Genomic DNA, 24,950 nt, shown 5'->3' on the forward strand with positions numbered 1-24,950 from the left:
GGTACAAGAATCTAGGTTATAAATATAAACCAGAACAATTCACCCTTTTTGTTAGAACAACATTAACCAAAGACCAATCTAAAAAAATAAAAGAACTAGAGTTGCTAGTAGATGACTTTATTAAACGAGCTGGATTACCTAAAAAAACGGGCAATCAGAAATACCAAATTATCATTCAAGATGCAAAGGAAAGAACGATTAGCAGTTGAAAAACGCTTTGACTTTGAGATTCTTAATTATCAAAATGACTTCAGCGGCTTCAGCACTTATTGCATGCTAAAGCCGCTAGTTTTATCGGAAATTCATCTACACCAAATGGTCGTACAGGAAAGAGAATATTCTAACAACGATCAATTAATTGAGATCTATCATTTATAGAAATTGCCCAAAAGTCTTACCTAGTCAAAATATAATAAATAACGTAAAACCAACTAAAGAACCCGTGAATGATAGCCCATAGAATGGATTTATGGATACTCCAAGATATGGTAATGGCTAAAGCAGATCCAAAAGTAATCGCACCTTTAGAACCAACTGGAACATTGAATTTTTTTTCTTTCCTTTCTTTCATATTCTCCCCTCTATTCTTCTAATCTATTTTTCCTATTGTATAGTTTATTTCTCATTGACAAGATTATTCCCTTCAACTATTAAACTTCTTTAACTGCAATTCCATCGCTCCCAATTTTTGTTGTACTGTTATTTCATAAATTGAATAACTTTAATTAATGTTTCATTTTAAAAGGTACAAAGAGTGGACTTAAACATTTGATTGGAGGAGTTACAGCATGGAAGCGTTAGCTATCATACCTTTTTTATTTATGATTATCCTATATTTGGGTGTACTTGGTTTTTCTATTTGGTTTGCAGTTAGCCTGATTAAAGCTCAAAGAGAACGAAATATGGTTCTGAAGGAAATATCAAACAAACTAGATTTTTATAATTATGGTAAAAAGGAAGAGTAATCTTACTCTTGCTTTTTTTATTTTCACAGTTTGTGTGTCTGCTATGTACTTTTGATTCCTTACGAATGCATTCAACAAAAATCATATTAATTCGTTTTTAGGTGAGAGAAGTTTTGTTATTTGGTTGTTGTTTTATAGGGGAGACAATTTGAAAACCGTGCGAAATCTTTAATCATCGTCCTTTTCTATTCGTTTCTTAATTCTACTTAACGATTCAGGAGTAATCCCTAGAAAACTTGCTAATTGATGTTGTGGTACACGGTCAACCAACTGAGGGCGTTTTTTTATGATGGTTTTGTAACGTTCTTCAGGAGAAGAATGGATGAAATCAGCGAATTCCTCTTGTACTTCACTTATGTTAATTTCCATCATTTTGCGAATCATCGTTTCTAGTTGTGGAAAGGAATGATACATCCCCTTCTCAGAATCAAGGTCACCAACAACTAGAATTGAGTCTTCTAAACAAGCATAAGAGAATCTTGAAAACTCATCCTGTCTTTTATCATTAAAGATGGGAATCGCTTGTTCTTCCGTAAAGAAATTCGATGTAACCTCTTTTCCATACTCATCTACAAAAAACTGTCTGACACAGCCTTTTAATACAAAATAACATTTGATAACCGGAACATCCCCTTGGTGTAGAAGAATGGTTCCTCTTTTATATTTCTCAATTTGTAAAGCATCAAGGATGGAACGTTGTACTTCTTCACTGTGAGAGGTAAATTCAGTTAGATACTTTAACAGTTTTTCCTTCATAGTTATTATCCTTTCAATATACAAATTTAAATAAGGTGATTATTAATATATTTCTAGATGTAACTACACATTCCTTTAATAACTGACCTGGTTTGGAACACAAATTTTTAACAAAAGCCCCCCTGTAGTTTAAGTGTAATTGCTCACAAACTTATTAATTAAATAGTTTCATCTATTATTTTTCAATCGCCATACGCAAGTTCGAGATAACTCCAATAAGCAATACTAACGAACAAATCATTTTTTCAAAAGGTGTTCCAAACAATTGTTGTATAAATCCAAAAGACCAAAGTACAACAAAAAACCAACATATAACGGTTATTCCTCTTTTGTATTTATATAGTTTAATTCTACCAACAGTCAACGTAAAAACTACTCCAATAATAGAAATAACGATGTTTATAACTGATATTGGTAGCTGTTCAGCGAATGATTCAGACCTTCCACCATTAACCCATGTGAATGGAATACTTTTGCTTATAATAAGAAAGTGGATTAAGATAGTCAAAGAGTAAAAAATAATCCCCATAAATACAGCAGTTTTCATATTAATTTTCCTAAGTTTTTCTAAAATAAAATCACCTCATTTTTTAGGCTCTCCAAATTTCTTTTTCCAGATTTTTTGTTAAATTTTATAGCCACTGTCTAAATAAAACTCTTATATACCTTTACTCTTTAAAGTAGGATACATCTTATTCAACAGTGAGATTACTTGCTAGACTATACTCAATTGAACCAGCCTATACCTCCTTACATCGTTACCGCCGTACTTCACCCTTCCTTCTCGAAGTACTCTGTTCCGTTATTCAATTAAGAAAAGAGCTATTGATCCAGTTTGATCTTCACCTCTTACCCCCGTTAGTGAAAAAAAGATTAACTCTTAATGTCCAATAGAGTGTAGTATCTGACTAATACTCATAAGTTCCAAAGCTATCAATACACTTGAAAAAGCAATTACAATAAGGCATATAACTTTGATTAAATTATATTGTTTATCACTCAACTAATATCCCTCCCTAATTCATACAAATCCTGCTCCGTTAGTTGAGGTGAAGTTCTTTTACTTTTCGTTCAACTGTTTTAGTAATTCAATGATTTTTTTATTTTGCTCTCTTGTTATTCTTATATTTATATCCATTGATATGCCTGTAACAACTAAAGCAATAATACTAATTGTGATAATAAACTCCATATTATTTCTCCTCTCACCTTAACTAACCTATTAACATATAAAAACCAATATACTCTTAAGTAACCTGATTCTTTACTTCCATAAAACAAGACACTAATCCTTCTTGGATCAATGCCTGCATCTTTTTAGTAAAGCACCCGCTAGTTGAGTAAGTAGATAAAAGAGCCAATACGTGATTACTCACTAATAATATTATTTTAGTTTAATATAAAACATTTTTTATAAAAAATGTCTTTGCCTCATTCGTGTGTTCTGTTTCAAAAATTTCTCCTTCTGAATCCAGAAAAATATAGTAAGAGGAAACATTGATCTTATATCGGTTATTGTAGAATCTATTGAATTCTTTAGTATTGTAAAGATTTAACGTTTGCATTTTATGTGGTGGTTTTGTGTCAAGAAAGTCGGGAAGCGTTTCAGTATAGTGATTATCTTGGCTTATAAAAAATACTGTATAAAATCCTTTGTCTGGTATATCCAGCTTATTTGGAAACACATTTGCAGTCTCTTTAACACAACCACTTAAACAGATTATACTTAGTAATATTAATAGTTTATTTTTCAATAGAAATGAATAATTACTATTTTTTATTTTTGTACTTATCATACTTCACCCAACCAGAAAAAATAATTACAGCAATTAACGGAAAATAGGAAGGTATCCAAAGGTAGTTTAGTGGTAAAAGGAAAAATAATATTACTGAAAGCAATATTATTGGAAGCATCCAGATAAACCACAGTCTTACGTATTTATTGTTAAGGCTGAAGTCAAACCTCTCCATTATTCATATTCCCCCTTCATCTTATTTTATGGGAATATTCAAATAATTACCAAACATTTTCCGTTAACCTTCCCTTGAAAAGGGGACGATCTCTTCTAAAAGAATACACCCTTTGTGTAAAAAGGGAAGTTTGATTCCATAGTTTTGTTGGCTCTCTTCTAGGTTTAGAGGCTTTGTTTTAAGGTTTTTACCAGGTATTTTGTTCAGAGCCCCTCACTTTGATGGAGTGACAAAAGAGGTGGTATAGCACTCGCTCAAAACCTTCTTCGAATAGAGGGTAGACCTTTGGAGCCGGTGACGATACGGAAAAGGACTGGCCGGCTGCTTTAGAATTATCCTCTTGGATGTGCTGACAAGCTTCTATGAGTGGAATTCAAATAAGATAAAGAAATCAACTTTCTTCGTATGTAGAAAGTTGATTTCATCTTTTATTGATTTGGTAATTAATTATTAAAAATATATCCTGTTGATTTCTCATATTTAAAAAGAATTAATTTGGAAGTAAGTTTAACTTCTTTCGTCTTTTTGTATCCAAACTTCTCATAAAAATGATGATTACGAAAACTTAGGAAAGGAGTATACAAGGTCCACAATTTTACATTAGGAAATTCTTTCTCAAGAAAATTCATAGCAGCTGTACCTAAACCTTTATTTTGAATAGATGGGTTAATAAATAATTTATCAATATGCATACGTTCATTATTCCCCCTCACATCAATCGCTCCTATAATTTCCCGACCTTCTAAAATAGTATAATGATGATAGTTCAATATATTCTCCGTCAATTTTTCAATGGTTTCACAAGCTGGATTGGTTTCGTAATCCTCATACTTCTCCAAGTCCTCCTGAAATGCAGCTCTTTGAATGGGAAGTAAATCCTCGATATCATCTAAAATAGATTTTCTAAAAACAATTGGCATATATCAATCTCCTAAAATCATAACTTTAGTATCTTACCTGATAAACTGTATTGTGTTAGCTATATTCAACACAAATAGCGTTAATCCTTCCTGGATCAACGCACCCGTTAGTGTTAGTACAATCCTGCACAAACTTGTTTTCATTTTGAAGAAACACCACTGTCGTATAAAACTATATTTAATCTAACTTTTGGCACTGTTTTTGGGTTTCTTCTTGCGAAATATGTTTATCTATCTTTACATTCGTTACTTGTAACCCTGTTAGGTTAGAATCCCTTACAGAAAAAGTAAGTTTATCAAAATCTCCACCGTGGTGTCCTGCATAATTTAATGCACTGGCAAAAATGAAATGTCTCCTGGGATCCCCATCAATGGGTTCAATCTTAATTTTTGGACACATAAAAAAGTCATCATAAGAAGGACCCAAATAATTTAAATAACGAGTAAACAATGCTTCTTCAAGCAATTCTTCTTTGGTAGGTCCGTTCAATTCTTTTCTCCACCCTACTACGAGCCAATCATATAGGGATTGGGACTTTATTTGCACTTTATGGCTATTCTCCGAAATGATTAATTCCCCATCTTTAGCTGTACAGGTTTTGCGTTTGTTTTCAAGTACACACTTATAAGCATGTTCAATGGTAATCACTTCATCATTTACTGTTTTTAATGTCAATTTATTGGATGGTTTCTCTAAAGATACCTCAGTTGTTCCATTCACTTGGCTAGAAATATTAAGCCAGTGTACCACTTTTCTGAGTACACGTTCTTGAAACCCATCGTTGATACTGAATATACGCTGTTGCCCAGAATCATTTTCAGTTTTAATATTTTGAACCTCATAATGCTTTAATGAGTGCGTCATTAATTGTTCCAAAAAAGGAACCCTTTGTTTCTCCAGCTGATCACTTAATTTTTTAAAGTTTTCTACTGCATCGGATAATGATAATTGCTTTGCTAATGTAGTTCCTTTCTGTATAGAATCCCTAGCTTTTTCAAATAAATTTGCCTTTATTTGAGCATCTGCAAGTGTGTACCAATAGAACCACGCATTCATTTTTGATATTTTCTCGTTATAAAATTTTTCAATTACAGGATAGTAACTAGAGTATAGATCTTTATCTAGAACTAATTTTTGTCCATACCACTTTAGAACATCTACAAAATAGGTATCTGCAATGTACCTTTGCCAAACAGCTATACCAACTCTCTGATTACTTAATAGCTCCATCATATGATACGGAACTTCCGCTATCATCTTTAAAGAATTATGATTCCATTTAAAAATCTCTAGATTATTTCCTGCTGAAGCACCAATTGTGACACCAAAGAGATACTCTTTAATACCATCACCAGTAATATCAGCAACACCAGAATAATCTAATCCTACCCCCTGTGTTTGGGTCTCCCAAGTCTTTTCCCATCTTTTATTTTGTTTTCTTAATACTATTACGCCATATTGTGAAGGATTTGGTTGTTCTTTTGCCTTAGTTTCAAAAGTAATAATAATCTCTTCTAGTCCATCTTGGTTAAAGTCATAAAACTGATATGGTTTAGTCGATTTAGGTTCTTCGGGACTTACCAGTTTTGAATTTGGTGGAAGAAACTCATTGATCATTTTCATTAGGTCTTTATTTAATTTTTCTTCAGCGTGAGTAGGAACTGACGAGAGATTTAAAATAACTGATACTAATATGGTGAATAATATGATTTCCTTCATCAATAATCCCCTTTGTTTAGCTCATATTAAAGATTATTGTTTCCTGATTTTACCCTGAATATCAGTAACCTTAGTTCAACTAACCTGCATCGTTAGTCCAACAAGATAAAGGCTGCCATTTTAGCAGCCCGTCCTAAAGGGAAATCATTAGTAAGTTCACCGATTAAAAATCTTTTAGTTGAAATTCAATTGATTTTGCTTGGTACATTTTATCGCGATATTCATAAGTGATAAGAATGCTACCAACAAATGCCCCAGGAGAAAATTGGGGATGCAATGTAGCAGTAAGTTTATTATTTTTCACTTCATACTTAATAATGCTCTCGAAGTTAATTTCATCAAATACCGTTTCAGGAAGAAGTTTTAATTCTTTAACATTAATTAAATATTGTTTCTTTCCGATGGTAATCTCTGCTTTGCTAGGAGTCAGGCTTGCTTTTATGTTTTTATTTACTATCGCCATTGGATGGTCAACAAGCACTTCGCCAAACCGTTTATGATTAATATGGAATACACTAACTTCTTGGTCTAAGACACCAGTACCATAGTCTTTCGTCAAGATAATGATTAATTCTTTCTTTTCATCGTTATTAATGTCTTCGTAATATATTTCCGGGGCATATGTTGGATTGGTAGCATTCATCCAAAAAGGTCTTGAAAAAACTTTCCCCTTAAAATCAATTTTAAAGTCATAATATAAACCATCCATTTTCTTGGCATAAATAGTTATATTATCTTTATCAGATTTTGCTATCACAGTATATCCTGGAATTGTTGCTTCTGCTTTATTAGGGGCAACTACAAAAAGAATAGCTAATATTGAAACGATTAATATTTTCATTGGTTAACACCTCATTTTAGTGTTCCCAACCGAGTGTATTCAACTATCTCTTCGTTAGTTGAATAACAAATTAATTCGCTAATGGTATCGTGAGAGGATTATTTCCACCTAATTAAGAATATAAAGTAATAAAAGTCCGAAAATTGGAGTGTGAAACATGATACATGATATAAAAGAATATGTAAAATATTTAGATGGGGTTCATAAACGAACGATGCAATATTTGAAAACAATCCCTATTGAACTCCTAGATTGGAAGCCTTCAGAAGATAAATTTTCTACAGGGGATTTATTGCGACATATCGCATCATCTCGATTGATGTTTCTAGGTATAATTGAACATGGTTATTGGACATACACTGGACATGATACAAGCAAGGGAGCAACTATTGAGGATATTTCAGGTTATTTAGAGGAATGTCAGTTTAAACTGACAGAGGGCCTATTAAAAGCTGGAAATGATGTATTGGCCAAAAAAGTTTTAACCCTTCATGGTCATGAAGTTAGTGCTTGGCGAATACTTATGGCAATTCCAGAACATGAAATCCATCATCGTGGACAAATCTCTACTTATTTACAAATAAACAAAATTGAACCTCCTCAAATTTTCGGCTTAAAAATTGAGAATGTTAAAGCAACATTATAATTTTATGAAAGAGCTTTGGAGATCACTATGTATCCAAAGCTTTATTTTAATATCTTGTTATACAAAGCTCGCATTCCAACATTCACCTTTATATTTACTAGGGAGAACTTCTATATAACAAGAACCTTCAAGTGAATTGGCATCATAAATTATTTCAATCACATAATCACTCCCCCTTTTTTTCGAGGCAAATTCCAACATAGCCCCCTTTAATGGACTAATCTAATGGTTACTTCTTAATAAATAGTGCTTTTAAAATTGTTTTTCCCATCCATTCGGTTTCTCTATGGACGATTACCTTATCCAAAAAAGGAAAATCATTTGGAGTAACTGATAACTTTGCCAGTGGTCTTACTTTATCTTCAGATACCCACTCATCCCTAATACCACCTTGTCTAAAAAGATGCTTTGAAAAGAAATAAATGGTACCGTCTGTCCAAGGACTTCCTACATCATCATTATTTATAGAAAAATAATAATAACGTTTAATTCCTTTGTTAGTTGGTACAGTTAAACAAAGGTTTCTTATGGAACCTACATATCCTTTCCTATTTTTTACGGAAAAAAATAACGACCATACACCGTCAGTTGAGGCAAAAACAGCTTTGATAGGTTTACCATTGAAGAGCGAACTATTTCTTGGTTCAAATTCATTTATTAAAGAATTATTAGAGCCGTGCACTAATACATTTTTATTCTCAATAACATAGTTCAAAAATAAAAATAATGGGTATTTACTATAAAAAGGAATATAATTGCCGTCCCCTGCTTCTATGTATTTTTGATACATTTCATCAAACTCATTAATCGCTTCCTCAGGCAAATTTAACTCTTCTATTTTTAAGAGTTGGGTTTTATCGAGAATGAACTTTTTAATCATGCTCAGCATTCATATATGCCCCCTTTGCATACTTGAAAAGATTCCGCTTTCGTCTTCAAACTTCCTTTAATTGAATAAAGACTATTCATCCATCCTTTATATATTTTAACATAAATTACCTTTCTCCTTTGTAAAGGCTTTTATATTAACACTATAAATATCAACGGAAAATTCATATGAAATAATTGAGTGACAATCGTTGTCATTCTGTTAAACTCTATGCTAATTTGAATGTCAATACACTTACAAGTGAGACTTAAGCCCTTATATATTAAATTAAAAAACGAGTATAAAACCTTTGCGATTTCATACTCGTTTACCTATGTTTTTTCTAATGCTTCTCCACATAATCTGATCTACTTAGACTAATGATTAGGCGCTTTCTTCTTCATCCAGCTGTATATGTTTCAATCTTTACTGCAGCAGTATAAATATCTTCTAAAAAGACTTTAGGCTCCCTTGTTTAAGAAGCTAAACTAGCTGTTTTTCAAAACAGAAACATTCATGAACTCGTTTAAACTTTTGTTTCATTCCATCTTTATCATCACCAACATAATGGGCAAAGGCTTGAACGGGATACAACTTTGGGATTTCAGTTTTTAAAACTCCCTTTAATTCTTCTCCATCATCAATAAATACATGTACATACGATTCTACCTTTTCAAACTGGTTATTCTCGTACCATTTATTTACCCATTCATCGTCCCTTGTCCATGCCTCAATACGGTTCAATCCAATCTCTTTAGATATTTTCTCAGCTTCTATTAGTAGTTTCTTACCAATTGCTCTTCTACGAAAATCTGGATGGACTGCTAGATGCCACATCATTCCACCAATACCTTCTCCTCTAGAACAAACTGTACCTTCTTGGATCTCATACTCAATATCTAATAATCCAACAATTTGATGATCAATCACTGCTACTAACTCAATAGATGGATTTTCATATTTTTCTTTTTCCTTTAGCACATGATCAAAATACGCAGTATCTAAAAAGGAAAGTATTCTACAGCGTACCCAACCCATTTCATCTTCTAGTCTATATCTTCTAATTTCCATATTTATATTCTCCTTAATGGTAAAAGTTGTTTATTCTGTTAGGAAGGATACTTGCCATTTCATATAAAAAGACCTCCGCAAATTAACGAAGGTCTTGTTTAGAAAATTAATATAAAAAATAATTTACTCACTCAATGAGGGGGAAGAAACCATCGTAAAAATTTGGGATATTTTATTAATCATTTTCATCTAAATCCCCTCCTTCATTTCCTAAAATTTCCTAACAAAGTAATTATACACAAAAGTCTGAAAAAGGAATAGGTATTTTTTTTCAGAAAGCCTGTTTTCTAAAATATTGTGGTTTTCAAATAATGATTATAAGCTAAATGGGATTTTATGTTAAAATATAGATACAGATGTTATTCAATTAAAGGCAGAAAAGTGTAATAAAGTTGGTGAATAGCTTTTAAACGTTGCTGTACAAGGAGGTTAAAATATGCCATTTCCTACGCACATTGTATCCGCAGGTGGTTTTGTTGAAGATGGTGAAGGAAATATCCTTTTAGTAAAAACTCGTGATGGTGGTTGGGTTTACCCTGGCGGACAAGTGGAAGTTGGTGAAAACTTGATGGATGCTTTGGTACGTGAAATCAAAGAGGAAAGCGGGATTGACACTGCTATTAACTACTTAATTGGTATCTATTCTAATACAGGTATTTTTAAATGGGTATGATGGTGTGACAAATGTTCCTACACAAGTTATATTTGATTTCGTATGTAAACCTGTTGGTGGAGAGTTAGCTGTTTCCGAAGAAACAACCGATAGCCGTTGGGTAGCGAAAGATAAAGTTCTTGATTTTATCACACATCCAGCTATTCGCACTCGCTATCAAACTTATTTGGAGTTTAACGGAGTAGTAAATTACATAGATTATGTAACGAACCCTGAATTCATAATTAAAAACCAAACAGGTATATCGAAGTAGTTTTCTCGTTGTTAAACAAAGGGTGCTTTAATGGAACAAGCAGATACAAGCAATCCTAATAACAGTTTCGTTTTTAAATAACGAAACTGTTTTTGTATGATTATACTAAAAAATTTGGCTTTTTCTTATTCAAATAACCTGTACCGTTAGTTTTACATAGATTTACACATAAAGTGCATAATTTAAATTGATGTGACTTTAAGTCATTATTTCTTTCTTTTTCGTTCTAGAAGTATAGGCGCTATATTTAGTAAGATAGAAACAATTGTCAAAAACCATAATGCCCTTTCCGTACCAGGTACTACATCCTCTAAAGCTGCCCAATCCTCCACTTCTACCCAATCCGATACAAGACTGTATTCTGCACAGAGTGTTAATGCTGTAAATGATAATCCCAACGCCATAGCAAGCTTATAATCCTTTCCTACTGTATACATATAAAGATTTATAAAAGTTACTACTATTGCAATAACCCCTTATACTACCCACATAGCTAGTCCTCCATGTAATTTTATTTATGTCGTGTAATACTTTCCCATATTGAAAGAAGCTAATGCCCTTGTTAAGCATTTGCTCCCGTTAGTGGGGGAATAAATTTAATTTTCAATCCGCAAATATTCAGAAGGCTTTCTAATTGCAAAGTGTTTTTCAATTGACATAAGCACTTCATCATTGCCAGGTAATGTAACCGTGTCTATGGCTTCACTAAATGATAGCCATTTAAATTCGCTATGTTCATGGTTTAATGTTACCTCTTGTTTCTCTTCAACAAAGCCAACAAATACTGGAGCGACATAAATGTAATTTTCTTCTGGTGAATATATTTGGTCAAACTTATTGGATGTGTATAATGATATATTTGAAATTCCTGTTTCTTCTCTAACTTCTCTTAAAGCAGATTCCCAAGCCTTTTCGCCACCTTCAATACTTCCTCCGATATAACACCAAACATCTTTTAGTATTGAAGTAGCTCTTTTTAAGAGTAAAACTTTGTATTCATTTTCTATTTTTTTCATTAGAACAATTGCAACACCTGTACATCTAATTGGAACTTCGTAATAGTTATTACTCAATTCAGTACACCTCTTTATTGTAATGTAGTCCTCGATTTTCTCTTATTAAACTGCTCCGTTAGTTGAATAGAAAAAAGAGATGACCTACCCAATTAATCTTCAATTCTTGTACCCTACTTTATGTACATAACTTCACAAATATTGTAAAACTGTCTAATACTAACCAATTTCTTCGTAAAATGTGATTCGGTTCGAGAAAGGGTCAACTACTGTTAATTCAATAGTATCCCAAGGTGTTTTTTCTATTGCTGGATTAGAATAGGGATATTCCTTTTTTAATAAAGATGAATGAAAACTTTTCAAATCCTTTATTTTAATCCGAATTGCACTGCCTGGAGATGAATCACCATGATGTTCGGATAAATGTAAAATAGCATCATGTAAAGAAACTTGAAAATACAAAGGCATATTTTCTGCATATTGATGTTTCCAATCAATGTTAAAGCCTAAGTATTTAATGTAAAACGATAGAGTTTTCTCCAGATCAAAAATTCGAAAAATGGGTGTAATCATTAAAACATCACTCCTGTACACATTTGGATTAGAGTTATTTAACTCCCTCTGTTTATCAACTACCACTTCATTAGTTAGGGTATGTGAGAACCTTTGTGTGACTAACGTAAAGCACCATATAATTGACTAGAAAAATTCATAAAGTCCCTCATTGAAATAATGAAATTCTTCCTTTGTCACTCTATATCGAGTATAACCCTCATAAAAGGCAGTTAAATATTCAGGGTTATTCCAAAATTTCCTTATTGCTAGGGATTCATCATATCGAGGATCTCCTACTGTCATGCCAGCTACATCAATAAATAGTTGAACTTCTCTATCAATCACAAATACATTATCCGTTGTACAATCACCATGTATCATCGTTTGTTTGACTGGTGTAGGCTTTTTAGTCTTTAGATGGTTTAATAATGTTAAATCCCCGTCAGTTTGTCCATTTTCAACATAGTTTTGTGCTTTTAAAAGCTGACCTTCTAACCACTCCCCTTCACCTACAAGAATTTCAAGGGGCTCCTTTTCATGAAATTGATGAAGGAATTGACCAAAACTTCTAATTAACGATTTCTTTTCGGTGAGTGAAGATGCCTTTGTTAAAGCTGCCGTTAAGGACATCCCATCCTCAAATGACATGATTAGATGATCGCTATGCTGTTCCTTAATAAAACCAACGTATTCAGGAATGGAAATGACCGTATTCTTATTAAGCTTTTTTAAAACCTGAGCCTCTGCCTTCAACCATGTTCGATATTTTTCTTTATAGGAACTTTTAAGTAAAAAAGAACGATCCCCTGTGAAAATTCTACGAACCTCAGAAGTCCAGCCTTGTTCATCTAGCACGTTCATCTTATGTATGGAACCTATTACATTCTCAATTTTCTCTTTTAAGCTATGATTCATATCATCTTCGTCTCCAGTTCCTTTTAATATCTTATAAAAATATTCTCTTAAATTGTAAAATTATCCTCTAAAAAAGTATTTTACTTCAAATTTCGTTATTCCTATCGAAAAATATGGTCTAGATGAAAAACTTATTGACTTATACGTTATCAAAGTGAGAATATAATCATATAGATAGTATTGGAAGGTGATAATTAAAATGGAAGTTAGCATGAAGGAAATAATGGATTGCATCGTTAACCCTGTTAAAAGTCAAATCATACTTTCCATCCAGAAAGAAGGAGAATGTACAGCAAAGGATTTACTATCATCATTAAACGATATCCCACAGGCAACGCTTTATCGTACATTAAATCGATTGGTAGATAGCGGGATTTTAGATATTGTGGCAGAAAACAAAGTCCGTGCTGTAACGGAGAAAGTATATGCATTGAATAAGAGCTTTCTAAATGTCAACCAATCGATTATTGAGCAGAACGATGGAGAAGCATACTTTAAGTTATTTACGAACTTCATCATGTTATTGATGAAAGAGTTTCAAAATTACGCTGAAAAACCGTCTATAAATATTGCTAAGGATGTGTCAGGATTCAGCGCAGTGCCTGTCTATGCTACAGGTGAAGAAATGTTAGAAATCGGAAATAAATTTAAAGAAATCATTGCTCCCTATCAAACCAGAAACACAGCGATCAAGGAACAAAATATGCGTATTCTAGCAACTATTATCACACCACCAAATGATAAATAAATGTGATGTGATTGTTTTGAAAACAAAGAATAAAAGGAGGAAAATTCGTATGTTAATGATTAGTGTAATTGGAATATTGGGACTTTGTATTGGGATTATAGCCTTACGATTGTTCTACTTGTCGAGCGCAACAAAAGGCGAGTCAATCGCCAAATATTACCGCCCTAAAAGCGCACTTCTCGTATTAGATATCCAAAATGATACCCTGGGGATACCCCTATACGGTAACACGGAACCGTTAATGGCTAACATCAACAAAGCTATCGAATACGCCAATGACACTAACATGGAGATCATTTACACGAAGCAAGAGTTTACAGGACACCCTTTAGATTCATTGCTCACGGGTGGTATGTATCAAGCAAATAGTGAAGGAGCTGACTTATATGATGAGTTATCCATTCAATCGGATAACATTTTTAGCAAGCTTCGCACGGATGCTTTTTCTGTGGAACTTTTTGAAAATTACCTCATAAAAAATGAAATCAGTACCCTTTACATTGTTGGTGCTGATGCCAGTGCTTGTGTATACAAGACAGCTTTGGGAGGCATAAACAGGGGTTATCGAGTGATCATTTTGGAGGATTCTATATTTTCAGTAAAAAGGGATAAGCTGAATACCATGCTTAATAAATATCAGTCTAAAGGGATCGAGATAAGTAATATGAAGAATTTTATTCAAACGCAAACAATCAATTTCTAATAGATCGAGGAGATTCATTCCTATCAGCTTAGATACGTTTGTTCTACTCATATATTGGACAATGAATCTCCTAATGGCTAGTTTCAGATTGAACTAAATTCTTAATGGAACAAGAAAAAAGGAGCTGAAACTACAACTCCCTGGCTATCATAAAAATATGAATGACTACAACCCGCTATTTCTCCCAAAGCTCAATCAGTCTACCTTCAGGATCTTTAATATGAATAAACTGACCATATTCATTAATCTCTTTTCCCTTTACTAGCGGTACGCCTATTTGTTCAAGATGCTTAATCATCTCGTTTAGATTATAAACTTGGAAATTTAACATCATTTGCTGTTCTGTTGGAAAGTAAGGGTCCTCTTCAGTAAAGAAGGAAAAAATAGTTTCATTTTCTGAATGAGGTTTAATAATTGTTCCATTCCAATTTTCAAATTCAATCTTCAATACTTCCCTGTACCATTTTTTTGTAGCATCGAGATTTTTTGTCCTCCAGAATATTCCTCCGAAACCTTTTATCATCATAGTAAAGTTGCTCCTTTCTCTCATTTTATCTTTTTTGATTAATCTACAAAACAAGATAACCGATTCTACTCCCCTACCCAAACTAGTTTAAGCTTATCAATTGCAACCATTTTCCTTAAGAATGTGCATACTCATTAAAGATTGAATCCAATGCTTCATACGCTACATTTATTTCTGACATTTTCGCAGAGTCTCCATCAGCTGAATCTGGGTGATATTTTTTCGCTAGTTTTTTATATTGTCTCTTAATGATGGTAAAATTTCGGACATTAGGATCTAGCTCTAATATTCTTAAATACTGAACAATCCTGTCTTCATTAGTAGAACTATGATTATTTCCCATTGGACCTTGTTCACTTTTACTATGTAATCGATCTAAATCGATAAAAATTTGTTGTATTTTTTTAAACATTTCCTCATATAACTCTAGCATTTGCGATTCTATAAGGTAAACATCGTTAACAACGAAAGTATATACATCGGCATCTCGTATGAAAGCTCGATTAATAGCCTCATTAAATAAATCTATGCTAAATAAAAATTCAAACAGAGCTTCTTTTAAAGTCTGTATATCTAATGGAAAATGATCTAATTCATTAAGAAGATAATAAATCGTATTTGGCAAACTATACTGCCCATTCGCTTGTGGTATAGGGATGATTCGGTTATTAACTGTAATGCCTTTTACCTTAATGGTTCGGTCAGAAAGTTGGTCTAATTTAATTATGATATCTAATTTTTCTTTAATGATGAGAGTACCTGCTCCAAAGCCAGTAAAATTAAACTTCTTAGTATACATATAGATTGGACCTTTAAGCATGATACCTAGTTCCGGAACGAGTACCTCTTCCCTATCAAAACGTAAATCATATTTAAGTTTTTTATCTGTACTTTGTGATACATAATCTTCCATATAACTTTCATAAGTAAAAAAGTGTTCTGTATGCTTCTCTAATAGTTTAGCTCGCTTTTTTTCAAGACTAGACTTAGCAACTCCACCTTCAATAAAATATCCATTTTGCTTATTTGAAAATTCAAGTCCCTCGATCCGAACACGGTCAAAAATAGCCCAATGTAACAATAGCTGTCTTAACGTATGTACAAAATTCGGGTCATCTAGTCTATTCAGTACATTCAATATTTCTTTATATTCTTTAGAAATATCGATGGTACCTTTCTTCTTTTTTAATTCATAGCTGTCTAGTTCAAAGCCAGTCATTCCTACATGCAATTCTCCTACGAATTTATATGGCCCTAAATAGATAGTAGCTTGATGGCGTCCACTAGTGACGATTATTTGTTTCATTTCCTGCACTCCAACAGAGAACTCATGAAAATTGTTAATTCCAAATAATTGTGGGTAAACTCTTAGAGGACCTTTTACTATGACATTGCTTCCTTTTAATAATTCTTTACCTTCCATAAAATCTTCAAAAGGTGCAATTTCTTTAAACAGAAGTTTACTATCGATGTTCTCTATTTGTTTAGCTCTAGACTGCTGTGAGATAAATACAAACGTAGACATAATTAAAACAAAGATGATAAAAGCCAATACTTCCATTTCTTCTTACTCCCTTTCTAATAATCTCCCAACTAACCAAACCACTATGTTTTTTCAATAAAATAATGGTCGTTAAAACAACCCATTTAATAAAAATGGTTACGTATTTGTTTAGTCGACGTTATAATTGATTTATAGTATTATTTTCCCATAAACAACTAGTAAATTGCTACTAGCAAAACACAAAAATGGAGGTTTTTATGGGTACATTTAAATTATTGTTAAAAAACAAATATAATGGGATGGATTCCGGAAAATATGAGGTAGTGAATCAATATCTAGCTGGACTTGAGGAGGTAATAGCAGGTGGGATGAGAGAGAGCTATATCACTCAACCCGTTAAGAAAAACATATATATACAAATCTTTAGTGAAATGTTAGATGATTTTGTTCAAAAACGCTATCCCTCTGGGTGGTCGCGTGAGGCAATCCAAGCAACAGAGGATTCCATAAGTATCCTAACAGGACTTGTCATAGAATTTTACTTCAAAGGACAAAACCCGAACAATCTAGAATCATATGCAGCAATGATACAAAAATCCGGGGAAATTTTATTTGAAGAATACTATTTAAAGAGATAACTCTTTTCTGTCCTTATGGGCAGTTTTTTTATAACAAAAGGATAAAGCCTATGCTGTTAATAGCATAGACCTTTTGTATTTAACTAAGAACCCCCTTCTACTCCCCAACCCAAACCAGCTTAAGCTCATATGTAATCCCATCTTTTTCTACCATTCGATCTAACTGATTCTCACAAATTAACTTCTTAAACTCTTTCAACATATGAGTATTCCAAATGGTTTTGTCATCACCTGATTCACACGTATAAATCCCAGGGAATCTTGTTGAAATTCTTTGAATGTCCTCATAATCGAGGTGATGTTTATAGTTATAAGGTGATTTTGGATGATCGGATTTTTCCTTCAATGGCAACACGGGGTGATCAATCTGTTTCCCTTTTCGAGTAAAAGAAATAATATTAACCTTGCCTGACGTGATTTTATCTACTTCTATTATGATTTCTTTCGTTTGCATAGCTTACCTCCGTACATATAAATTTTCATGCCTTCTATTCTGCAAGACTATGATTGTGTTTAGTCTGTTTTTCCTTCTACCGTTGATGCCTCAGTTACCCAGCCAAAATAAAGGTCTATCCCATTCAATTGCACAGGTCCAACAATAGCATTCTTTTCAGGAGACAATTGAAAAAGTGTAACAAACTCAGCATAATCTTCAAACCACTTTCCTGTTTCACTAAAAGAATGGACGAGCATGAGTGCGTTATTGGCGTTAACTTTCAGAGCTTCTATCAGCGCAGATGCTGTCCTATGTATCAATTGATATCGTTTATCTAATACTTCTCTCTCGTCTATCTCTAATAGGTCTAGCAAGTATTTCAATCTTTTTCTTTTACCCTCACTAGGAGTGTCCCCTAACCAGGATCCTACCGTTTCACCAAAAGGTTCAGATACTTTCCCTTCCACCATAATGGTTAATAGTTTGTTCTGGACCTTTGCAAGTACATATAAATCATTTTGCGAGCTTGCACTTCCTCCAGGTAGAGGAACTTTGTACTCAGGGAATCCATATAACACTTCTACTTCTTTAAACAGTGGGTTCATACTCTTTTTAAATACTTTTTCCACACTAGATGGGAGGTTGTTTGCCCCTTCCCAACTATGAGCTAATTCATAAGCAGAATACCCTTGTTTCCATTGTTTCTGAGGATCCGCAAGCAATTCCCTCCATGATATTGTCCCGTGTGATGGCACATAGAATTTTCCCATTTTTTCACTCCTAGGCTCCCTTTTGGGATATTAATAGATTGCTTTTTATATCAGATTGGCTAAATAAATAATTCTTTGAAAAAACTCTTTTATCTCTCTTCTAGTAAAATCAATGGTTCCTAAATGTGGCTCGCGTAGAGTTAAATGAATTGAATCAAATTGATCTGAATAACGGAAACGCCACCATGAACCTTTAGTTGGAGCTCTTTGTTCCATTGGAATATGAGTGATTTGATTAATTAAATTAATGATGGGAATAACCTCATCCACCTTTAGTTTACCCACTGGAAAATCAATGGCTACTTTCACACCATTTTTTTGAGGAAAAATATAACCAATTTTTTTTATTTTCGCTTTCATTAAATTGTGGCTTTAACCCATTCGCCCACGGGACCCTATGAGGACAGGTAATCATGGCACGGCCATCCTTTTGTTTGACGTCCGTAATAAAACACCCATCTAAACCGTCAAAAAATTTGACCCAGTTATCAAACTCACTCTTTACTTTATGTTCCATATATATCAACCCTTCCAAACTGATGCCCAAGTATTTACCCTACGATTTATAGCGTTCAATTCCATTAAAACATCATCTAAATTATATAATCTTCCATCATTTAGATATAACTAAATTTTACCATATCCACCACAATATCATGAAGAAACTAGTGTAAGGGAACCAAATTAAAAAAGATCACTAACTAAAGTGACCTTAACACGAACATATAGGTTATTGTTTACCCTCTATACTTACTCGCCAATCCCTTCAAGAAATTCCGAGCAAACTTGTCCCCACACACACGGTAATTACTATGACCTTCTTTTCTTAAGATGGCACTAAGCTCACCTTTTGCAATTCTAACTCCTGCTGCTTCCAAAATATCCATAATATCGTCACTAGTTAAGCTTAAGGCGATTTTCACTTTCTTGAATAAGAGATTATTCACATGTTCGTTTGTCAGAGCCGGTGTTTCTGGCTGCCCTGGTTTTGGCTCTTGTCTTCCTCTTTTAAAAATAATCAAACCATTAAAGAATGACTCTAACATGCTATGACTGCAAACGGCTTCCTCTGGAATATCGTCTTCCTCATCATATTTAGTAAGGATCTTCGGTAATTCTACAGGCGATACTTCCACACCACCAAGCTTAAAAATCTCCACCATTTCTGCATTTTTTAAATTTAATGCATATCGTAATCGAATTAATATATCGTTGTTTGTCATCTGTAATCCTCCTCAAATAACACCTTAGACAAGTTGTTTCAAGTATAACCTTTTTACTATAACGTTAATTCCTTATATTTTCTACTAAGAATCTCTTTACTTAAAGAAGAGTAGTTTGGAACTTTTCTTTTTATTAAACGTCTAATCATAAAAAGAGGAGGAGACACGATGAAAAAAACAGGTTACATTCCTTTATTGGTCAGCTTCCTATTATCAATGATGATCATATCCACCGTTTCTGCTACAAGCTGGGTTGATTTAGAACCACAAGAGGTGGTTGATAGAGCGGAAGTGATTGTTCTGGGTAAATATGACTTTACAGGTAAACCGAAGCCGGGTAAATTTGTTTTTCAAGGTTTGGATTTCAACGTAGAAAAGTTTTACAAGGGAGATCTATCTGAACAATTGACAGCAGGCATTGATTATAATGATGTAGGATGGGCAGATGAATTCCAAAAAGAAGGTGGCGTATTCCTTCTTTTTTTAGAAAAAGGGAAGGATGCTGATTTCCTCATACCCGTTGGCGGTCCAAACGGGATAATTCAACTTGCGAATGGAAAAGTGGAACATCCTAATGATGAAAAAAGGACTTTTTTCGAAGATTTTCTAAAAATAAATCCAGAAAAGACAATGGATGCAAAACCTGAGACCCAGAATAATAGTCAGAATAATAATCAGGAGGGTAGTCAAAATGATCAGTCATTCCCCTATTTATATGTTATTGGAAGTATTTTTGTAGGTTTTGCAGTATTATTTCTACTATATCGCTATAAAAGGAAATAATAATATTTTGCTAGTGGGTGTTGTAGTTAATCATGGTATGCTGTTTGCTTTTGGGACCATAGGAGTAGAGACAGTTCAGCAAAGACAGAAATAATAAACTTCTGTTAGCCAAAGGGGATAAGAAGAATGAAGTTATTTTTAGTGTTGGCGATCTCAATATTTATGGTATTAACTGGTTGTTCTTCTGAACCTGGAAATACTGATAAAAACATTATCCCAGAAGAAGCAGCTGGCTCGTATGTAGCTTTGTTAAGAATAAACGGGGCTGAATATCTTTCTGTTGGAAAAGACAATCAGGGTGAGTATACAATAGGTAAAGAGATTGGGAAAGTTGAAAAAAGAGTACCTCCAGAAGTTATGCCAAGAGTAGATTTTGTATCAAATTACTTGGACGAAGGCACCCTAATTTTTTCTGTTAAAGAAAATAATGATGTGATTCTTGTTGAAACAAAAGTACAAGGTGTTTATGAAATTTTTGAAAGGCTAAAGAGAGACTAGTAACGATATTCACTCCCCCCACCCCAGATAGCTCTTCCACCCGTATGAGCCGTTTGGGCATGGGTTTCTTCATCAACTAATTGTAAAACACCTGGATTTTCATGATGATGCCACGTATATCCTTCTGGTGTTTGACCGTTAGCGAGTGCTTGTAAGTCAGCCTGAGTTAAACCTAACTCATTAGCAAGATTTGGCTCTGCTGTAATCGCTTGATAGAAGGTCTGATTGGCCACGTCAAAATGGACATCATCACTTTCTAAATACAATTCCTCTGCAAGCACCACATGAAAGGTAGACTCAAACACAGGGAATGTCCCCTCTATGACTTGTACATTTGGCAATTCGACGGTCTTTTCAATGAATGGTACTCCCGTTTCTGGATGCTCGTATCCGTTCAGATGGTCATTTCGTGTCTCCAGTTCCTCTGCTTCTACGATGTCTGCCCCATCCATGACATCCACCACTCCAATCGCAAGGCCTGATACCGCAACCACCTTACCAAGATTCTTTAATCCTTTGATGGTCTGTTCTCTATCTCCACTTGTAAAACCTTTATAGGTCGTACTCGCGTTTTTAGCCGTATATTTTAAAGCAGAACCGATTCCCTTCACCGTTCGACCAGTAGAATCCTTTAAATCATGTAATCCTTTTTGCTTATAATAATCATCCTTCTTAATCGCACCATATGAACTTTGGATGGCTCCATCAACAAATTGTCCCGCATTGTCTAAAGCTACCTTGGAAGCCGATTCAACACTCTCCCCCACTTCCTCTAACCATTCACCGGTTTCTTTCCACTTGCTACCGACAGCCTTTCCAGTGACCTTCACCGTACCTCCGATTAGGCCTCCCCCAACGGTTCCTATGCCTTTTCCGATTTTACGAAATACATCCACGTTTCTCTCTCCATTCACATTAAAATAGAAACTATTAATCTAATTGCTGCTCAGAAATTAAACTCTTATTTATAGTTATTAGATTTACGTTCTTAGTGGGTAAAAAGTTTCATAAATGAAAATAGGCAGTGTTAATTAGCCTTTAACTAGAGGGAAATTTCGAACCCTTTATTTCCTTTGCTTTGTTATTACCACAAAGATTCAACGGGTAAAAAATGTATCTAGTAACATCATCTTTGCTATTCACAATTGTCAATAAAATATAAAAGGTCATTTGACGCAAAAAAAAAAAATAATGTATAATTAAACTATCAACAGAAGCGTAGGTCGGGGTGGTATTGTTGGACAATCCAGAAAATGATTACAATTTTTTCGGTCTACCTGACGAAGAGATTGTAGAAATAGTACATAATGGAGATAGTGAGGCACTTGATTTCCTCATTCATAAATATCGACCATTTGTTTATGCTAAAGCAAAATCTTACTTTCTGATTGGAGCTGACCGGGAGGATATTATTCAAGAGGGCTTAATTGGCCTTTTTAAAGCGGTCAGAGACTTTAATAAAGATAAATTGACGTCTTTCAGGTCCTTTGCTGAGTTGTGTATTACAAGACAAATCATTACGGCTATCAAGTCAGCAACACGACAAAAACATATTCCTCTTAATACATCTATCTCATTGGACAAGCCTATCTTTGACGAAGAATCAGACCGAACATTATTGGACACGGTAACCGGGTCTAAGGCGCTCGATCCTGAGGAATTGATTATTAATCAAGAAGAATTTAACACGATGAAAAATAAAATGTCTGAGCTCTTGAATGAACTAGAACTTGAAGTGCTTTATCTCTATTTAGACGGACAATCTTATAAAGAGATTTCCGAAGAGCTAAATCGACAAGTAAAAGCCATAGACAATGCCCTAACAAGAGTTAAAAGAAAACTAGATAAATATATTACTAAAGAGAGAATGCGATAAGGGCCAATAGATTTTATCTTAAAAGGTAAAGCTTGAAAAACCTTAATGAGAATTTCATACCAACACTAACACCGACAAATATGTTTCTTAAAAACTTTCTAATTCCCTAAATACATAGAGCCTGGCTTTTTCTTCACATATATAAATCACAATCCAATATCAAAATAAACCCTCTTTCGACTAGCTAGCAAAAGAGGGTTTTTAGTTACTTCGTTAGAACAAAGAGAAAGCCAAGGATCATTGGCGTCCTGTATAAATTCTAATTAATTTATTTCCGCATTAATGCTACTCGATAAGGAAATAGAATCCCATCCATCATTCCCTCAGAAATGGCAGGGTCACTTTCCATAAATTGTCTTGCGCTCGTTTCAGATTCTGCTTCAAAAATAACAATACCAAATCCACTATTGTCTTCATTAAGTGTACGTCCTGCTAATATGACTTTCCCTTCTTCGGTATATTTTTTTAACCTAAGAAAATGACGGTTGATAATCTCTTCTTCTTTTTCTGTCCAATTTTCATTATTTAGGTAGATTGTTTTTAATTTTAATTTATATAAAAATTGCTCCATTTGGACACCTCCAATTAAAATCATCACATAGCTACTTCTCCAAAAAATGACATAATTCCTTCTTTTACTGACCATACAACTTATTCCCTGTCCTAAACAACAAAAAAAGCACTCGTCACCATATGGCATCGAATGCTTCAATCTAATTTACATATTCATGAACAGGCCGTTTCCCATCTAAATACATCCCAAACGTACCTAACTCCATTCTTTCATAATGAATATACATTTGGAATACCCTCACAACTGGCAACTTCACTAGCATAATATCGCCTAATTGTAACGCCTTCAAGAATTCAATCGAAACTTCTCCCAAATACTCGATTGATTCCTGTTCAGATGGAAATAAGAGTACATTATGAACCACTTCTACGTTCTCTAGTTCCATGTATTTTTTAAAAGCTAACTGATATAAATATTGCTTGGTGACGTCTCCCACACCTGGATTTCCGTGTAAAGTATTTTCTGTTAACTGGATGTTATAATACTTTGCATCGGAAATCATGAAGTACTTTTTATGATTTCTCATGAACATACTTATCACATCAGGTTTCAATGTTTCGGCAGCATGTCCATCCTTACCGACGGGCGTCCAGATTGGTTTATCAATGTACTGCTTAACATTGTCATACTGATTATCAAGGACAAATCCACATATCTTCTCCCAGACAACTTCGAAGTTTCTTGTACCGTAGAATTCAATGGATTCATTCGTTTCAAGCATTCGATCATGGGAAACAAAGGCTGCGATTGCTTTTAACACCATTTGCTTTCGATTCACAAATTGTACGGACAGTTCCGATTCAATTCTCGATAAAACGATTTCTTTTGAACCAAAGACTCCCTCATCCACGTCAAACATGACGGGTGGAAAGCCCAGATACTCCCCTAGCTCTGTTTCCTCCAGAATTCGTGAACATGCCGTTAATACATGCATATGAAGTAAACGGAAGTAATCATTTTCATCGTTAATCACACTGTTGACATAGTAATCTACATAGATGGGCTGTCCATCGTTAATGATGGCGTATTGATCATGTATCGTTTTGTTCCAATCAATCTCTCCATTATCTCCGTTCAGAATGTAGACGTTCTTGTCATTCTGGTATAAATCATTCTCTAAATAATCATTGAGAAGGAACATGATGACAGAAAGAAGATTAAAGGTGGAAAGGGATTCCTGACCACCAAAGCTCTCCATTTCGTCTTGGTCTAACTTTTCTCTTTTACTATATTCTCGAAAAAGAGTCAGAAGCTGCTTCATCGTTTCAGTGGAATCTGATTTCTTAATGTATTTGGGAATGCAGAAAAATAGCTTTTTAAAACATAGGAGCATTCCCACAAACTGAAGAACATACCGACCGTCCTTCGCCACTTTAAGGATCCTCTTTGCCTGCAGTTCCTGTATGGTGATTTTGTACTCATCATCTGTTAAGCCTAGCAATTCCTTGAACTCAGTGGGATGGTACTTTTTTAGCTCCTGTAAGTAGACTGGTTTCATCAGAGA

At 34.0% G+C, this 24,950-nt stretch carries 33 protein-coding genes; 11 read left to right on the forward strand and 22 right to left on the reverse strand.

Annotation, left to right across the window (positions count from 1 at the left end; all coding sequences use genetic code 11):
* The first annotated feature begins 111 nt into the window (after positions 1-111).
* On the forward strand, positions 112-378 hold the full coding sequence (locus SM124_RS11575; RefSeq protein WP_322446679.1) for a hypothetical protein: 267 nt from the start codon (positions 112-114) through the stop codon (positions 376-378).
* A gap of 16 nt (positions 379-394) precedes the next feature.
* Here the strand turns inward: SM124_RS11575 and SM124_RS11580 are convergent, their stop codons facing one another.
* Positions 395-571 (reverse strand): hypothetical protein, encoded by a 177-nt coding sequence (locus SM124_RS11580; protein ID WP_322446680.1) that lies wholly within the window; start codon positions 569-571, stop codon positions 395-397.
* Positions 572-788: 217 nt separating this feature from the next.
* Between SM124_RS11580 and SM124_RS11585 the strand changes: the two genes are divergently transcribed.
* Positions 789-965 (forward strand): hypothetical protein, encoded by a 177-nt coding sequence (locus tag SM124_RS11585; protein WP_322446681.1) that lies wholly within the window; start codon positions 789-791, stop codon positions 963-965.
* A 168-nt stretch (positions 966-1,133) separates the two neighbouring features.
* Here SM124_RS11585 and SM124_RS11590 read toward each other — a convergent pair whose 3' ends face one another.
* From SM124_RS11590 to SM124_RS11615, 6 genes are all read right to left on the reverse strand, one after another.
* Positions 1,134-1,721 (reverse strand): Crp/Fnr family transcriptional regulator, encoded by a 588-nt coding sequence (locus SM124_RS11590; RefSeq protein WP_322446682.1) that lies wholly within the window; start codon positions 1,719-1,721, stop codon positions 1,134-1,136.
* A gap of 175 nt (positions 1,722-1,896) precedes the next feature.
* On the reverse strand, positions 1,897-2,268 hold the full coding sequence (locus SM124_RS11595) for a hypothetical protein (RefSeq protein ID WP_322446683.1): 372 nt from the start codon (positions 2,266-2,268) through the stop codon (positions 1,897-1,899).
* Between the two features lie 513 nt (positions 2,269-2,781).
* Positions 2,782-2,913: a hypothetical protein gene (locus SM124_RS11600; protein WP_322446684.1), complete on the reverse strand. Its 132-nt coding sequence runs from the start codon at positions 2,911-2,913 to the stop codon at positions 2,782-2,784.
* A gap of 1,222 nt (positions 2,914-4,135) precedes the next feature.
* Complete coding sequence (locus SM124_RS11605; RefSeq protein ID WP_322446685.1) at positions 4,136-4,612, reverse strand: GNAT family N-acetyltransferase; 477 nt, start codon at positions 4,610-4,612, stop codon at positions 4,136-4,138.
* 178 nt (positions 4,613-4,790) lie between these two features.
* Positions 4,791-6,332, reverse strand: a complete 1,542-nt coding sequence (locus tag SM124_RS11610) for a hypothetical protein (RefSeq protein ID WP_322446686.1) — start codon at positions 6,330-6,332, stop codon at positions 4,791-4,793.
* Between the two features lie 163 nt (positions 6,333-6,495).
* A complete protein-coding gene (locus SM124_RS11615) occupies positions 6,496-7,173 on the reverse strand; it encodes a hypothetical protein (RefSeq protein ID WP_322446687.1) in 678 nt (225 codons plus the stop codon).
* A 157-nt stretch (positions 7,174-7,330) separates the two neighbouring features.
* Here SM124_RS11615 and SM124_RS11620 point away from each other — a divergent pair, with 157 nt between their 5' ends.
* Entirely contained in the window at positions 7,331-7,819 is a 489-nt protein-coding gene (locus tag SM124_RS11620) for a DinB family protein (RefSeq protein WP_322446688.1), read from the forward strand.
* A 229-nt stretch (positions 7,820-8,048) separates the two neighbouring features.
* Here SM124_RS11620 and SM124_RS11625 read toward each other — a convergent pair whose 3' ends face one another.
* Complete coding sequence (locus SM124_RS11625) at positions 8,049-8,708, reverse strand: hypothetical protein (protein ID WP_322446689.1); 660 nt, start codon at positions 8,706-8,708, stop codon at positions 8,049-8,051.
* 462 nt (positions 8,709-9,170) lie between these two features.
* Complete coding sequence (locus SM124_RS11630) at positions 9,171-9,764, reverse strand: GNAT family N-acetyltransferase (RefSeq protein WP_322446756.1); 594 nt, start codon at positions 9,762-9,764, stop codon at positions 9,171-9,173.
* A 430-nt stretch (positions 9,765-10,194) separates the two neighbouring features.
* On the opposite strand from SM124_RS11630, the gene SM124_RS11635 reads away from it, so the two are divergent.
* Both SM124_RS11635 and SM124_RS11640 read left to right on the forward strand, forming a co-directional pair.
* Positions 10,195-10,431, forward strand: a complete 237-nt coding sequence (locus SM124_RS11635) for an NUDIX domain-containing protein (protein ID WP_322446690.1) — start codon at positions 10,195-10,197, stop codon at positions 10,429-10,431.
* Positions 10,432-10,435: 4 nt separating this feature from the next.
* Positions 10,436-10,684, forward strand: coding sequence for an NUDIX hydrolase (locus tag SM124_RS11640; RefSeq protein ID WP_322446691.1), 249 nt, complete (start codon positions 10,436-10,438; stop codon positions 10,682-10,684).
* A 206-nt stretch (positions 10,685-10,890) separates the two neighbouring features.
* Here SM124_RS11640 and SM124_RS11645 read toward each other — a convergent pair whose 3' ends face one another.
* From SM124_RS11645 to SM124_RS11660, 4 genes are all read right to left on the reverse strand, one after another.
* Positions 10,891-11,121, reverse strand: a complete 231-nt coding sequence (locus tag SM124_RS11645; RefSeq protein ID WP_322446692.1) for a hypothetical protein — start codon at positions 11,119-11,121, stop codon at positions 10,891-10,893.
* A gap of 159 nt (positions 11,122-11,280) precedes the next feature.
* Positions 11,281-11,757, reverse strand: coding sequence for an NUDIX hydrolase (locus SM124_RS11650; RefSeq protein WP_322446693.1), 477 nt, complete (start codon positions 11,755-11,757; stop codon positions 11,281-11,283).
* A gap of 159 nt (positions 11,758-11,916) precedes the next feature.
* A complete protein-coding gene (locus SM124_RS11655) occupies positions 11,917-12,270 on the reverse strand; it encodes a glyoxalase superfamily protein (RefSeq protein WP_322446694.1) in 354 nt (117 codons plus the stop codon).
* 126 nt (positions 12,271-12,396) lie between these two features.
* Positions 12,397-13,167: a phosphotransferase family protein gene (locus SM124_RS11660; RefSeq protein WP_322446695.1), complete on the reverse strand. Its 771-nt coding sequence runs from the start codon at positions 13,165-13,167 to the stop codon at positions 12,397-12,399.
* Between the two features lie 199 nt (positions 13,168-13,366).
* On the opposite strand from SM124_RS11660, the gene SM124_RS11665 reads away from it, so the two are divergent.
* Together SM124_RS11665 and SM124_RS11670 are read left to right on the forward strand one after the other, a co-directional pair.
* Positions 13,367-13,915 (forward strand): helix-turn-helix domain-containing protein, encoded by a 549-nt coding sequence (locus tag SM124_RS11665; protein WP_322446696.1) that lies wholly within the window; start codon positions 13,367-13,369, stop codon positions 13,913-13,915.
* A gap of 49 nt (positions 13,916-13,964) precedes the next feature.
* Entirely contained in the window at positions 13,965-14,618 is a 654-nt protein-coding gene (locus SM124_RS11670; RefSeq protein WP_322446697.1) for a cysteine hydrolase family protein, read from the forward strand.
* A gap of 175 nt (positions 14,619-14,793) precedes the next feature.
* Here the strand turns inward: SM124_RS11670 and SM124_RS11675 are convergent, their stop codons facing one another.
* Both SM124_RS11675 and SM124_RS11680 read right to left on the reverse strand, forming a co-directional pair.
* Entirely contained in the window at positions 14,794-15,141 is a 348-nt protein-coding gene (locus SM124_RS11675) for a VOC family protein (RefSeq protein ID WP_322446757.1), read from the reverse strand.
* Between the two features lie 118 nt (positions 15,142-15,259).
* Positions 15,260-16,705, reverse strand: coding sequence for a J domain-containing protein (locus tag SM124_RS11680; RefSeq protein WP_322446698.1), 1,446 nt, complete (start codon positions 16,703-16,705; stop codon positions 15,260-15,262).
* Between the two features lie 200 nt (positions 16,706-16,905).
* Between SM124_RS11680 and SM124_RS11685 the strand changes: the two genes are divergently transcribed.
* On the forward strand, positions 16,906-17,286 hold the full coding sequence (locus tag SM124_RS11685) for a hypothetical protein (protein WP_322446699.1): 381 nt from the start codon (positions 16,906-16,908) through the stop codon (positions 17,284-17,286).
* Positions 17,287-17,383: 97 nt separating this feature from the next.
* Here SM124_RS11685 and SM124_RS11690 read toward each other — a convergent pair whose 3' ends face one another.
* From SM124_RS11690 to SM124_RS11705, 4 genes are all read right to left on the reverse strand, one after another.
* A complete protein-coding gene (locus SM124_RS11690) occupies positions 17,384-17,740 on the reverse strand; it encodes a hypothetical protein (protein WP_322446700.1) in 357 nt (118 codons plus the stop codon).
* Between the two features lie 59 nt (positions 17,741-17,799).
* On the reverse strand, positions 17,800-18,492 hold the full coding sequence (locus SM124_RS11695) for a DUF6946 family protein (RefSeq protein WP_322446701.1): 693 nt from the start codon (positions 18,490-18,492) through the stop codon (positions 17,800-17,802).
* 45 nt (positions 18,493-18,537) lie between these two features.
* On the reverse strand, positions 18,538-18,852 hold the full coding sequence (locus tag SM124_RS11700) for a hypothetical protein (RefSeq protein ID WP_322446702.1): 315 nt from the start codon (positions 18,850-18,852) through the stop codon (positions 18,538-18,540).
* A gap of 377 nt (positions 18,853-19,229) precedes the next feature.
* The gene (locus SM124_RS11705; protein ID WP_322446703.1) at positions 19,230-19,715 is read right to left on the reverse strand and encodes a YehS family protein; all 486 of its coding nucleotides are present in this window, start codon (positions 19,713-19,715) and stop codon (positions 19,230-19,232) included.
* A 168-nt stretch (positions 19,716-19,883) separates the two neighbouring features.
* On the opposite strand from SM124_RS11705, the gene SM124_RS11710 reads away from it, so the two are divergent.
* Positions 19,884-20,498 carry a hypothetical protein gene (locus SM124_RS11710; protein WP_322446704.1) on the forward strand — a complete coding sequence of 205 codons (615 nt, stop codon included), beginning with the start codon at positions 19,884-19,886 and terminating at the stop codon, positions 20,496-20,498.
* 126 nt (positions 20,499-20,624) lie between these two features.
* The gene (locus SM124_RS11715; protein ID WP_322446705.1) at positions 20,625-20,996 is read left to right on the forward strand and encodes a hypothetical protein; all 372 of its coding nucleotides are present in this window, start codon (positions 20,625-20,627) and stop codon (positions 20,994-20,996) included.
* On the opposite strand, the gene SM124_RS11720 is transcribed toward SM124_RS11715, so the two are convergent.
* Entirely contained in the window at positions 20,993-21,892 is a 900-nt protein-coding gene (locus SM124_RS11720) for an HNH endonuclease (RefSeq protein ID WP_322446706.1), read from the reverse strand. The two genes, SM124_RS11715 and SM124_RS11720, sit on opposite strands and share 4 nt — an antisense overlap.
* A 341-nt stretch (positions 21,893-22,233) precedes the next feature.
* On the opposite strand from SM124_RS11720, the gene sigH reads away from it, so the two are divergent.
* Positions 22,234-22,872 carry an RNA polymerase sporulation sigma factor SigH gene (gene sigH, locus SM124_RS11725; protein WP_322446707.1) on the forward strand — a complete coding sequence of 213 codons (639 nt, stop codon included), beginning with the start codon at positions 22,234-22,236 and terminating at the stop codon, positions 22,870-22,872.
* A gap of 268 nt (positions 22,873-23,140) precedes the next feature.
* Here sigH and SM124_RS11730 read toward each other — a convergent pair whose 3' ends face one another.
* Together SM124_RS11730 and SM124_RS11735 are read right to left on the reverse strand one after the other, a co-directional pair.
* Entirely contained in the window at positions 23,141-23,443 is a 303-nt protein-coding gene (locus SM124_RS11730; RefSeq protein ID WP_322446708.1) for a YciI family protein, read from the reverse strand.
* A 142-nt stretch (positions 23,444-23,585) separates the two neighbouring features.
* Complete coding sequence (locus SM124_RS11735) at positions 23,586-24,944, reverse strand: LlaJI family restriction endonuclease (RefSeq protein ID WP_322446709.1); 1,359 nt, start codon at positions 24,942-24,944, stop codon at positions 23,586-23,588.
* Between the last annotated feature and the right edge of the window lie 6 nt (positions 24,945-24,950).

Origin of the sequence: Robertmurraya mangrovi (genome assembly GCF_034427655.1) — a bacterium.
GTDB classification, from domain to species: domain Bacteria; phylum Bacillota; class Bacilli; order Bacillales; family Cytobacillaceae; genus Robertmurraya_A; species Robertmurraya_A mangrovi.